Genomic DNA, 12,501 nt, shown 5'->3' on the forward strand with positions numbered 1-12,501 from the left:
ACCCCTGCTGCGCGGCTCCCGCGAAGGTCTGAAGGAACCATTTGTCACCAAACGCCGACATTGCGCTTACGGCCGCCAGCGCCGCGATCGGCGTGCAATACGCGCCGAACTGGCCCAGCAGGGCGGGCAGGGTTTCCGGCCTGCCGGCGTCAATGACCGTTTCCCATTTAAACCGGACGCAGAACCATATTATCGCGCCGGTATGCGTGGCGATTATCGTGAGCAGAAAAAGGCGCGCGTCAAGGCTGCCGCATAAAGCCAGCCCGGAAACGGCGAGAAAATTGGCCAGCACGATTCCGATCCTGATTTTCTGCACCTGCACGGTTTCACGCGTTGATTCGCCTATCTGCTGCATCACAGTCCACAGCGTATACATCAGAAACGCGGCGGACAAACCGAGCAGCAGCAAACCAGCCGGCAGGTTTCGCCAGACCGCCGCCGCCAGTCCGGCCGGCGCGGCGGCTATGAACAGCGCGAGCAACGCATATGGCAGCAGAATGAACCCGAAAAATGCCCTGAACAGCAGCGGGCCGCGCCGGCCTGCTGAAATAAAGGTGTAGAACGCATCCGCAGAACCCAGCGCCATCAGGGTGATCGCGCTGGAAAAAGTTGCCAGCAGAAAATTAACCGTGCCGTAGCCGTCCGGCCCCAGCGCGCGCGCGGCGATGATCCCGGTAATCCCGGCAATGCCGATGCGCAGCAGGTTGGCAAGCAGAGTTACGGCGTAGCGGAAACTCAGTTTATGCCTGTAGTGCGGAGTCTGAACCGTCATCATGTCCTGTCTTTTCGCCGGAAAGTTGCTATATGATATCAATTTCGAATATATGAAGCCATTGGCGGGAGGAGCCTTCGCCCGGCTTGTACCGGGGTTTCTTTGCGGCAAACTCCGCTCGAACCGCTTAACAGGCGGACACGCTTCTTCCACCGGCTGTGCAAAGTGTCTTTATGGCTGCCGCAACCGGGTGGCGCGGAACTTGATAAGAAAAGGCGGGCCCGGTCAACCCGGGCCCGCCTTGCAACCGAAGCATATCCGCTGTTACTTGGTTTCGAGCAATTTTTCCATTTCGTCCATTGTGGCGTTCATTTCCTGCATGGCGGCGGAAAACGGGGCGGAGGTGGTCATGTCAACGCCCGCGCCTTTAAGCAGGTCAATCGGATATTTAGCCGAACCGGACGACAGCATCTTGATATAACTGTCGCGCACTTTCGTAGAATTCGGATCGGCGGCTGTTTCGGCCCGCATGTCCGCCGCGATCTTCTGCGACGCGATAATGCTTGTGGCGTACTGATACACATAGAAGTTGTAGTAGAAATGCGGGATGTAGGCCCATTCTATGCCGTAAAGGTCATCTACTTTGCAGACGCCTTCCTTGTCGCCATAATACTGCCTGAGCAGGCCCAGATACAGGCTGGTGAACCTGTCGCCGGTGATCGGTTCGCCTTTGTCAGCCATTTCGTGGGTAAGCATTTCAAATTCCGCGAACAGCGTCTGCCGGAACAGCGTGGTGCGCAAACCTTCGAGATAGTTGCCCAGCAGAAACAGCCTGGTGTCGCGGTCGGGGTTCTGCGCCAGCATATAATGCAGCAGCAGGTTTTCATTGAGCGTGGAAGCCACTTCCGCCACGAAAATCTTGTAATCGTGGGTCGGGTACGGCTGGTTCCTGTCGGACAGGAAAGTATGCATCGAATGGCCCGACTCATGCGCCACGGTTGAAACCTCGTCATACAGTCCGGTAAAATTCTGCAGCTGGTAAGGATGCACTCCGTACACCCCGGTGCTGTACGCGCCGGATTTCTTGCCGGTGGTGGGGATGAAGTCCACCCAGCGGTTGTCGAAACCCGTTTTCAGATCGGCAACATACTGCGGGCCGAGCGGCGCGACGGATTTAAGCACCAGGTCTTTCGCTTCTTCCGGCGTGTATTTCTTTTCCACGCTGCTGACAAGCGGAACATACAGGTCGGAATATTTCAGCTCGTCAACGCCCATCATTTTCTTGCGGAGCTTGAGATAGCGGTGCAGGGTGGAAAGGTTGGCGTGCACGTCGGCTATGAGCTGTTTGTACACCTGCGTGGGCACATTGGTGCCGAACAGCGCCGCCTCGAGGCTGGAGCCGAATTTATGCACGTCTTTGTTGAAAACGTGGGTTTTTAGGTGTGAATACAGGGTAGTGCCGAGCGTGCGCTCGAATTCCTTGTATTTCGACCAGAAACTCTGAAACACTTTTTCCCGGTCGGCGCGATTGGCCGCGGCACGGTACTGGGTATAGGCGGAAGCGTCAAGGCGCACCTTGCTGCCGTCTTCAAGGGTAATTTCGGGGTAAGGCAGGTCCGCGTTGGTGAATATTTCATAAGCGTCGGACGGCGCGCTTTCGAGCGTGCCGGCCTGCGCGGCTATTTTCTCCTCGCTGGCGTTAAGCGTGTGCGCGGAAAAACGCAGCACGTCGTCAAGCCACGGTTCGTAAGGAACCAGTCCGGGTTCCCTGGCAAGAAAAACCTTCACCTTCTTTTCGCCCAGCGCGAGGATCTCGGGACGCAGGAACGCCGTCGCGGCGGACAGCTTTACCGCGAGGTCGCCCGCCGTCTGCACCATCACGCGGGGATCGGACAGGCGGGTGTCTTCGTCAGCCCGCATGCTGGCGTAGGTATAGAGCCGGTCCAGCGCAAGGCTTACTTTGAAAATTTTGTCGAGCGCGCTGTAAAAATTTTCGGGCGAGGCGCCGAGCGTGCCCTGCAGTTGCGGCAGTTTGGCGATATCGGCGGCGATCGTTTTGGACTGGGCTGTCCAGTCCGCTTCCGAAGGGTAGAGATCGGTTGTGTTCCATTTGTACTGCTCCGGCACGTCCGCGCGTTCGGCGGCGCCCGCCAGCGGCGCGAACAGCATGTTTGCCGATAAGCCCAGACAGCACAGGCAAAAAACATTTTTTTTCATAATTTATCCTCAAAGTACGGCTTGTAAGGGCGCTGATCCGCCCTTATATGGAATTATACAGTTTTAAACGCGGAAAGTGAAAGTTTTAAAAATAACTTGCTGCAATTTCCTTCATAAACCGCATTGTCCGATACCGGGAGCCGCATGGAAAAATCCGTATTGTCAAAGGTGTCATGGGCGCAGCGGGGATATCCGGTTCGGGCTGCTGTTTCCAGCGGCGCCGATGCTTGTCAATATCGTGCTGCTGCTCTCCGCCAGGGATTGGGGCGGGGACTTTGCGCCCCGTCATTGAAATCAAACGCGGTTTCATGCAATCATCATTTATGCGACAAAGCGCCGCTCTCCTTGCGATCATGCTTCTGTTTTCGGGCACCGCCAGCGCCGACCAGTTTGACCTGAGCGAGGGCGCCCAGTTCATCCGTTCGGGTTCGGTTGCCGGAGAGCTGCGCAGCTATTTCATGAACCGCACTTTTCGCGCCGGTTCGGTGCAGCAGGCCAACGCGCTTGGCGGAAACCTGACTTACGAAACCAGCGCGTATCAGGGGCTGGCGCTGGGGCTTGCGCTCTATACGTCCCAGCGGCTCCCGTTTACACCCGCAACCGCCTGCGGCACCAATCTGCTTGGCCCGGGGCAGGAGAGTTTCGCCGTACTCGGGCAAAGTTACCTTAAATACCGGCGCGGCGGCACGAAACTGCTGCTGTTCCGGCAGGAATTCAATACTCCGTTCATGAACCGTTATGACGTGAAAATGGTGCCGGTGCTTTACGAAGCGTACACCGTGGAGAATAGAAGCGTCGCGGGCCTTGTTCTGACCGGTTCGTTTGTTACCGGTATCAAAACATGGAACTCCACCGAATTTGTCAGCCTGCCGCAAGCCGCCGGCTACACCGGCGTAAACCGCCCGGCGGCCATGTTTGGCGCGGTTTACAGCCCCGGCGGCAGTTTCAGCGCGCAGTTGTGGAACTATCAGGTTTTTGATTTCCTGAATACATCCTATTTTCAGGCTGACCGCGCTTTTTCGCCCGGCCCGGACTGGACGTTCAGTCTCTCCGCCCAGGCTATGGGCCAGACGGAAACCGGTGACGCTGTCGCCGGGCGGATCAAGAGCGCCATGTTCGGCGTGCTGGGCGGCGCGCGGCACGGGGGACTGCTGTTCAACGCCGGGTACACTCAGGCCGCGCACGGAACGAATATGGTGAACCCGTACGCGTCGTTTCCGGGCTATTCCTCCATTATGGAAGAAGACTGCGACCTGGCCGGCGAGCGCGCCTGGGTTACGCATGTTGATTATGATTTTTCCCGCGCCGGCGCGCCTGGCCTGCTTGCGTCTTATTATCATACCCAGGCGTTTGTGGCGGGAGGCAGTTTCATGTCGCCCCACCAGTTCGAAAACAATTTTATTGTAAAATACAGCTTTGCCGGGCGCATGCAGGGCCTGTCGGTTACCGGCAAAGCCGCCTATGTAACCAATTCGCAAAGCACCGGCGGCGTGAATTACACGGATTTGCGGTTTATAACGTCATATAAATTCTAGGAGACCGTTCAATGAATTCGCTTACCCTGCTTTTTGCCGCGCTGTGCATACTGGCGATAGGATACCGGTACTACGGGCTTTTTCTGACCGTGAAAGTGCTGGGCATAGATCCCGCCCGGCCCACTCCCGCCGTCACCAGCGCCGACGGGCACGACTACGACAAAACCAACCGTTACGTCCTGTTCGGCCACCATTTTGCCGCCATCGCGGCGGCTGGCCCGCTTATGGGGCCGGTGCTGGCGGCCCAGTTCGGATATCTGCCCGGCGCGCTATGGATTCTGGCGGGAGTGGTGCTTGCGGGCGCGGTGCATGACACTGTGGTGCTGTTCGCATCGGTCCGGCATAACGGCAGCAGCCTCGCCGAGATAGCGCGCACGGAAATGGGCAAGACGGTCGGTGTAACCACTTCCGCGGCGGTGCTGATAATTCTGATCCTGTCACTGGCGGGGCTTTCCATAGCGGTTGTCAACGCCATGGCCAGAAGCCCGTGGGCGACTTTCATGGTTTTTTCCACCATGCCGATCGCGGTTTTCATGGGCTATTACCTTTACAGAATCAAACCCGGCGACGTAAAAGGCATGAGCGTTATCGGCGTGACGCTGCTTTTTGCGGCTGTTCTGGCGGGCCCGCATGTGGCGGCTGACCCGGTTCTGGCAAATATGTTTGATCTATCCAGAAATCAGGTCGCAGTTTTTCTGGCGATATACGGGTTTGTGGCGTCGGTTCTGCCGGTATGGCTGCTTTTGTGTCCGCGCGATTACCTGTCGAGCTATCTTAAAATCGGCACCATCGGGATGCTGGGCATAAGCATAGTTTTCATTCACCCGCAGTTGCAGATGCCCGCGGTCACCCAGTACATACACGGCGGCGGGCCGATTATTCCGGGTTCGGTTTTTCCGTTTGTTTTCATAACAATCGCCTGCGGCGCGATTTCCGGGTTCCACTCGATTATCGCGTCCGGCACGACGCCCAAGATGATCGCCACCGAGTCCGACATTCCGTTTGTCGGGTACGGCGCGATGATACTGGAAGCGTTTGTCGCCATTATGGCGCTTATCGCCGCTTGTGTGCTGGTGCCGGCCGATTATTTCGCCATCAACAGCAGCCCCGAAGTGTTTAAAACGCTGGGGCTTGACACGGTGCACCTGCCGCAGCTGTCGCGGGAGGTGGGGGAACAGCTGGCTGGCCGGACGGGCGGCGCGGTTTCACTGGCGGTCGGCATGGCCTATATTTTTTCGTCCATCCCGTTTATGGAAAAAATGCTCGGCTACTGGTACCACTTCGCGGTTATGTTCGAGGCGCTGTTCATTCTTACGGCGGTGGACGCGGGCACCCGCGTAGGCCGGTTTCTTCTTCAGGACGCGTTCGGCGCGGTTTACCCGAAATTCAAAAGCGCGCACTGGGTTCCGGGCATTGTCATCACCAGCGCGCTGTTTACCGCGTCGTGGGCATGGATGGTTTTTACGGGCGACATCTCCACCATCTGGCCCATTTTCGGCACCTGCAACCAGCTGCTTGCCGCGACCGGACTGGTGATCGGAACGGTACTCATAATCAAAAGCGGAAAAACAAAATACGCGTGGGTTACCGGGGTGCCGGCCTGCTTCATGCTGCTGGTGACAACCACGGCCGGATATCAGAACATTTTCGGCAATTTCCTGCCGCATAAAAAGTATTTGCTGTTATGGCTGTCGGTGCTGATAATGGGACTGGTGTGCATAATCACGGTGGCGGCGGTGCGGCAGTGCTACAGGCTGTTGACGGCTAAAAACTGATCATGCCGTTCTTTAAAAAACTGTTCGGCGTTGAAAAAACCGCCATCCGCCCGCACTGCATAATAAGCCCGCTTAACGAGGCTCCGCTTTTTTGCGCGGACAAAAAACCAATGCGGGCGCATGGCGATTATTTCCGGGTAACGGATCTTGGCTACGCCACTTTAATCGGCACGCACTACAGCCTGCTGGTGGGGGACTGTGTGCTTTCCCTGTCCGGAACTCCGTGCCGCAACATCTATCTTTTCGGCTGCGCGGGCGGGCTGAACCTTGAAATAGGCTCGCGGGTTGTAATCGGGCGGGCGGTCAATTTTGAAAGTTTCAGCGACATGCTTGCCGGCACTTCCCGCGCCCAGGCGGCCGCGCCCGACGCGGAGCTTACCGCCGGCCTGCGGAAATTCGCCGGCTCAAGAACCGCTGCCGGCGTTACCGCCAGCGTGGCTTCGTTAAGGCTTGAAGAAAGCCACCTGAAAAAATTTGAGGAGCTGGGCGTAAACTGTCTGGAAATGGAAGCGGCCAGCGTGTTCAGCGCGGCCCGGCATATAGGCAAAAAAGCCTGCGCGGCCGTTTATATTTCAGACCGCGTGCCCGACAAACCCTGGCACGAACAGCTCTCGCATGCCGATATCGCGCGGCTTGCCGCCGGCCGCCGCAGTCTGGCGGACTCAATTGCCGGGTACATCAAATCCCTGCACGGCCGGAGCGTTCCGCCTCAGCCGGGAAAATAATGTGCGCGGTGTTAGGTGCGGCTTCGTCAGTTCCGTTGCCAGCCCGGTTATTTTCTTTTCAGCCCGTAGGCGCTGGCGGCTTTCATGGCGGCAAACACGCTGCTGGCCGACACAGGCATCGGTTCGTTATGGATGGACTCGCCGGGCAGACAGGCTTTCGCCGCGGCTTTCATAAGAGCGGTGTCGCTTACGCGGGCCGGCAGGCCCAGATCCGCGAAAGTGGTGGGCAGGCCGACGCTTTCGCAGAAATAATAAACCTCGTTAATAAGCGCGGCGGGCTTGTCCGTAAGGAACAGTGAGGCCAGCAGCCCGAACGCCACTTTTTCGCCGTGCTGCATTTTATGCGTCTGGGGAAGCGCCGTAAGCCCGTTATGAATGGCGTGCGCGGCTCCCAGCCCGCCGGACTCGAACCCCAGCCCGCTTAAAAGGATATTGGCTTCCACCACATGCTCAAACGCTGGCGTTACGCAGCGGGCTTCATTGGCGGTTTTTGCCGCTTCTCCGAATTCAAGAAGCGTATCGTAACACAGCCTGGCAAGCGAAAGCCCGGTCAGCGAGGTTTGCCCGCCCGCCACGTTCAGGCTGCAGGATCTGGAGCAGGACTCCGCCTCAAACCAGGTGGCCAGCGCGTCGCCCATGCCCGACACAAGGAACCGCACGGGCGCGTTGGCTATCACCGCCGTGTCCACAAGCACGGCCTGCGGGTTGGAAGAAAGAGAAATCACGCGGTCGAAAATGCCGTCTTCGGTATATACCACGGAAACCGCGCTGGTGGGCGCGTCGGTCGCGGCTATGGTGGGCACGCTTATTACGGGCAGCTTAAGGGTATCGGCCGCGATTCTGGCGGTGTCCAGCGTTTTGCCGCCGCCCATGCCTATTATCACATCGCAGGCGGCGTTTCCGGCGGCTTCGGTCACGCGCTTTATTTCCCGGTCAGTGCATTCGCGCCCGAATTCCGCGACAGTTATCCTGATATCTTCGGAAATCGTTTTTTTGACGGTCGGGATTATTTTCCCGAGAACCGAGGGCGAGCATAAAACAAAAGCGTGCCCGCCCAGCCGCGCGGCTTCCCGTCCGAGTTCAGCCAGAGCGCCTTCCCCCTGAATATACCTGCCAGGAAAAACGGTTTTTGAAATCATGGTGTGCCTCCAGTGGGTGCGAATATCATATTTTCATTAGTTTGAAATCCGCGGCCCGGTTTGCGATGTTCAAACCGGCTCTTTAACCCAGTCTACAACTTTTGCGGGCGGGCAGTCATCGTTAGTTCATGCGTGCGCGGGCTGTTTTTTTTGGGGGGGGCAGACCAATACGGTTTCCAAAAACAGTTCCAGATTGTATAATTGCTGTATACCAGACGGCAGGTCAGTTTACTTTTGCACGGGAGCAAAATGAACAGTATTTTCAGCGGGTGGCGGTTATTTCTTTCGACATTGAAAATACTGAACAGATACCCGGTATTTCTGGTTCCCATCATGGCGGTATGGGTGCTTTACGCGGCCATAACGCTTTACCTCAAATATTTTTTTCCGTGGGATCTGTTTGCACCGGCGGCGGCAACGGGCATCATGTTTCTGGCTTTTTTCGTTTTTTCGCTGTCCATAGTGCTGTCGTGCTGTGTGGTGCTGGAACTTGTCCAGCAGATTGAAACGGGCCGCCCGCCCAGCCTCGCGGCCGCCGCAGGCGAAACGCTCGGCCGGGATCTGGCAAAAGCCCTGCCGCTGGCGCTTTTATGGGCGGTAATCTGGTTTGCGCTAAGCGTAATAGAGGCGCTGCTTTCAGGAAAGAAACGCGACGGCGGCAAGGATGATTTCAACACTCAAAATGCAGCAGGCACGCTGCTTAACCAGGGCGATTTCTCGTGGACGGGCCTGTCCTTCAATCTCATTAAAAAAGGGGTCAGAATGCTCGTGTTTCTCATTCTTCCGGCAATTGCGTGGGAGGACGCAGGTTTTTTCGCGGCTATGAAAAAAGGAATATCCGTTTTGCGTTCGCACTTCGGAAAATTCGCCGCCGGCTACGCGCTTACCGGCGCGGCCGCCACCATAGTCTTTCTGCCACCCGGCATCATTTTGACGCTTGGCACCGGGCGCCACGGCAGCCCGCCGACCATAGAATTCCCGGCCTATGTTTGGACTTATGTCATTATCTACATCGGCCTGGCGTGGAGTTTCTGCATGTACATCGAGCAGATGTTTGTCGCCAGTCTGTATCTGTGGCATATGAAATGGGAAAAGCGGGCCCGTGAGGCCGCGCGGCAGGGACAGCTCCCGCCAAGGTTTGAAGATATCCCCCAGCCGGTCCTGCTGGATAATATACCGGATATGCTTTAGGGCTTTGCCGCGCGCCGGCGGCGCGTGGCCCGGCAAAGTGTTGCAGGGTGAAATTTGCCGCCGTTTACGCTGTTTATGTATTTCGGCGGATGAAAGCGGTATAAAGCTATAACTCATTTTACAGGGAATTGTGTTTCAGGCGGCGTCTTCAGCAGTTCCCGGCGGAACGATGAAAAAGAAATTAATCACCAGTCTGGTTTGTATATCGGCGCAACTGACGTTTTGTCTGCCTCCTGCCGCGGCTGACAACGGTGTCCGCCGCGTGCTTTTCATAGGCAACAGTTTCACCTTCGCCAACGATATGCCGGAAATGTTCGGCGCGGTGGCGGAATCGCTGGGTGTGAAAGTTTCCGTTGAACAGGCGGCTCCCGGAGGCTATACCCTGCAGCAGCACGCCGCCGACAAACGCACTCTGGCGAAAATACGCGCGGAAAAATGGGCGTTTGTCGTGCTGCAGGAGCAAAGCCAGCGGCCGCAATGGCCCGAAGAACTGATTGCGGAGCTGGTGCTGCCTTATGCCCGGCAGATTGACAGTCTGATTCACGAAAACAATGATTCGGTCAAAACCGTGTATTTTGAAACCTGGGCCTATGAAAGCGGCGATACGGACAACTGCGCCAGTCTGCGCCAGACCTGCGGCTACGACGCGATGCAGGACCGGCTGATCAGCACCTATGCCCGGCTCCTCAGGCAGACGGGCGGACTGCTCGCTCCGGTCGGGCAGGCCTGGCGCAAGGTTAAAACCGCGCAGCCCGGAATCAGGCTTTACGGGCCGGACGGGCGGCACCCGTCCCGGCAGGGTTCCTATCTGGCCGCCTGCGTTTTGTTTTCAGCCATGTTTCACAGAGGAGTGTTCGGAGCCGACCGGCTGGACCTGCCCGCCCCGGAAGCCGCAATATTGCAGAAAACAGCGCAGGAAGCGGTTTTCCACCCGGTCCACGGCGCGCATGAAAAGGAGAGGTTATAATGAAAAAAACAAGATTTGCCGTGCTGGCCGCGCTCGCGGGGTCGCTTGCGGCAGGTTTGAACGCGGGCGCGCGCGCCGAAGATTATGCCGCCGACGTGCGCAAAAACGACGGCAAATGGCTTTCTTTAAATCTTTATCAGGCGGACAATGTGGCCAATTCTTTCGGCTCGGCTTATAACATGCTTTATTTTGAAATAGAGGGCGGCGCGCGTTCCGGCATACTCGACCTGTACTATTTCTATGACGTTAACGAAATTTTCGGGCTGGGCACCTATTCGTCCAACGCAGGCCAGTTTTTCACCAAGATCAAGCCGCGCCTGAGTATTGACGGCATCACCCGGCGCGATCTTTCCGTCGGCCCCGTTAAAGAATGGTATCTGGCCACCCAGTACAAGGGTTTTAATGACGGCGAGTATTATTCCGCAGGCGTCGGCACCGACTGGAAAATACCGGGCGTGGAAATGCTCTCTATAAACTTCTGGCCGAAATTCGTGCGGTTTTCCGGCACCGACCGGATGAGTTACGCGGGCTTGGAACTCTGTTTCGTCTGGTATAAAACAATCTGCAGCCTGCCGTGGGGCAGCACCCTTACCTATCAGGGCTGGCTGGACTACGGGTTTTCCAACAGCTACGCGCGCAGCAACGGCAATAACGCCACGAGCGACGAGTTCCAGATGTTCAACGGGTTCTGTTTCAACAAAGGCCGGTATTCCGCGTCCGTCAACATAAAGTTTCACCGGCATTTCTCGTATATGAACGCGCAGAATTCCGACGAGACTTCCTGGTTTTTCGGCCTGCATTACCGCCCGTAAAAATTCAGAAAAATGAAAAAGCCCGGCTGCTCAGCCGGGCTTTTTCCGCAGGGAACAAAAGTCAGGGTTTTCTTACATGATGCGGCATCTCGGCTGGCAGTTCAAGCGACAGTTCCACTATCCCGCCAAACTTTCCGTCTTTCCGCCACGGAGCCTGATAAATCAGTTTTCTCACGCCGTTTTTTTCAATTGTGTAAGCGTTGACGCGGGGGGTTTGAAGCAACTCCGCCAGTTTCGTGCGGGCGGGTTCGGGGTGGCATTCCAGCGCGTTTTTGCCAACCAGCCGCTCTCCGCCGAACCGCTCGAAAATTTTCGCCGCTTTGCCGTTCATGTATACGATGACGCCCCGCCCGTCTATCACCGTCACGCCCGCATCAAGTTCGTCCGCCCAGTTTTCCATGTGAGTTCTCCTTTGGCGTATTATAGCCGAATGCGCGGGCCTGCGCCTTGATTTCGTCCATGCGGCGCAGTGCGGCCAGGGCTGAACCGGGCAGGCCGAGTTCCAGAACGGTTTTACGGTAACGAGCCAGTTCAGCCTCCAGCCCGGACACGCTGACATAACCCAGCGCCAGTTTAAGCGCGGTCGCCTGTGTATTGTCGGGTTTGAAATGCCTGAACTCGCGCGCGGCAAGCCAGCCGCCGTCCACGCTGGCGCGGCGCACCAGAACAACTGAAGCCGTGTCCCAAAACACTACCGCCCATTCTTCGGGCGGCAGCAGAAAAGAGTAATAGGGAAACCGCACTGTCACCGTTTTGCCTGATCCGGCCGGCACCGGCATTTGCACAAAGTTGTTCTTGCGCTCCATAACCGCCAGTTCAAAACCGTATTTTTTTGAAAAAGCCAGCCAGCCGGACGCGCTTTTTATGTTATGGCTTTCAACGAGATATTCATGGAAAAGGTACCGCCCGTCCTGAAACACGGCGTAATCGGGGTGCAGCCGGAAACCGATATAGCCGCCCCGGTCCCAGCCGTTGTAAAGCCGAAGCCCCTTGAGCGCGGTTTTTTCATGGTTCAGATAACGGCAGGCGCCTTCCGCTTTCACTGCCTCGGCAAAATGCGGCTCGTCAAACCGGGGCCAGACAACCGCCGGCACATACCCCGCGCATAACACCAGTATCGCCAGACTGGCGCGGAAAAGACTCGTTTTTGACAAATCTTTCATGGCGTATGCCGCAAAAGGTATCGCGGCCAGCGCGAAAAAACCGGTATTGCGCGAGCTTCCGAGCGAAGAACAGGCGAAAAACGCCCAGGCCGCACCATGCGCCGGCACAAAATTGCCGCGCTTTAGCGCCGAGCGCCCAAGCGCCGCGCCCGACAGGACAAGCACGAACCAATACCCCGCCTGATAAATGTTCTGAAGGGAAGGCGGCCCCCATTCGGCTATGACCTGCCGCAGCCGGCTCATGTCTGACAGATGCGAATACAGC

11 protein-coding genes are annotated in these 12,501 nt (G+C 57.0%); 6 read left to right on the forward strand and 5 right to left on the reverse strand.

Translation table 11 applies throughout. The annotated features are described in order from the left end of the window. The coding region (locus PHW69_07810; protein ID MDD4005090.1) for a hypothetical protein at positions 1-772 on the reverse strand (772 nt) is incomplete at its 3' end. 264 nt (positions 773-1,036) lie between these two features. Continuing rightward, positions 1,037-2,929 carry an oligoendopeptidase F gene (gene pepF, locus PHW69_07815; protein ID MDD4005091.1) on the reverse strand — a complete coding sequence of 631 codons (1,893 nt, stop codon included), beginning with the start codon at positions 2,927-2,929 and terminating at the stop codon, positions 1,037-1,039. A gap of 353 nt (positions 2,930-3,282) precedes the next feature. Here pepF and PHW69_07820 point away from each other — a divergent pair, with 353 nt between their 5' ends. Genes PHW69_07820 through PHW69_07830 form a run of 3 tightly spaced genes read left to right on the forward strand, consistent with a single transcriptional unit; the run spans position 3,283 to position 6,964 of the window. After that, complete coding sequence (locus tag PHW69_07820) at positions 3,283-4,464, forward strand: OprD family outer membrane porin (GenBank protein ID MDD4005092.1); 1,182 nt, start codon at positions 3,283-3,285, stop codon at positions 4,462-4,464. A gap of 11 nt (positions 4,465-4,475) precedes the next feature. Then, the gene (locus PHW69_07825) at positions 4,476-6,239 is read left to right on the forward strand and encodes a carbon starvation protein A (protein MDD4005093.1); all 1,764 of its coding nucleotides are present in this window, start codon (positions 4,476-4,478) and stop codon (positions 6,237-6,239) included. A 2-nt stretch (positions 6,240-6,241) separates the two neighbouring features. Then, positions 6,242-6,964, forward strand: coding sequence for a hypothetical protein (locus tag PHW69_07830; GenBank protein MDD4005094.1), 723 nt, complete (start codon positions 6,242-6,244; stop codon positions 6,962-6,964). 47 nt (positions 6,965-7,011) lie between these two features. On the opposite strand, the gene PHW69_07835 is transcribed toward PHW69_07830, so the two are convergent. Further along, positions 7,012-8,103 carry a glycerol dehydrogenase gene (locus PHW69_07835; GenBank protein ID MDD4005095.1) on the reverse strand — a complete coding sequence of 364 codons (1,092 nt, stop codon included), beginning with the start codon at positions 8,101-8,103 and terminating at the stop codon, positions 7,012-7,014. 249 nt (positions 8,104-8,352) lie between these two features. Here PHW69_07835 and PHW69_07840 point away from each other — a divergent pair, with 249 nt between their 5' ends. The 3 genes from PHW69_07840 (at position 8,353) to PHW69_07850 (ending at position 11,073) form a co-directional block, all read left to right on the forward strand. Further along, positions 8,353-9,294 (forward strand): hypothetical protein, encoded by a 942-nt coding sequence (locus PHW69_07840; GenBank protein MDD4005096.1) that lies wholly within the window; start codon positions 8,353-8,355, stop codon positions 9,292-9,294. A 169-nt stretch (positions 9,295-9,463) separates the two neighbouring features. Further along, entirely contained in the window at positions 9,464-10,261 is a 798-nt protein-coding gene (locus PHW69_07845; protein ID MDD4005097.1) for a hypothetical protein, read from the forward strand. Beyond that, positions 10,261-11,073, forward strand: a complete 813-nt coding sequence (locus PHW69_07850; GenBank protein MDD4005098.1) for an outer membrane protein OmpK — start codon at positions 10,261-10,263, stop codon at positions 11,071-11,073. The genes PHW69_07845 and PHW69_07850 overlap by 1 nt, the downstream gene beginning before the upstream one ends. Positions 11,074-11,134: 61 nt before the next feature. Here PHW69_07850 and PHW69_07855 read toward each other — a convergent pair whose 3' ends face one another. Continuing rightward, complete coding sequence (locus PHW69_07855) at positions 11,135-11,473, reverse strand: PAS domain-containing protein (protein ID MDD4005099.1); 339 nt, start codon at positions 11,471-11,473, stop codon at positions 11,135-11,137. Further along, positions 11,448-12,501 (reverse strand): hypothetical protein (locus tag PHW69_07860; protein ID MDD4005100.1); only part of this gene is annotated, 1,054 nt, incomplete at its 5' end. The genes PHW69_07855 and PHW69_07860, both read right to left, overlap by 26 nt.

The sequence above is a fragment of the Elusimicrobiaceae bacterium genome (assembly GCA_028700325.1).
Taxonomy (GTDB): domain Bacteria; phylum Elusimicrobiota; class Elusimicrobia; order Elusimicrobiales; family Elusimicrobiaceae; genus JAQVSV01.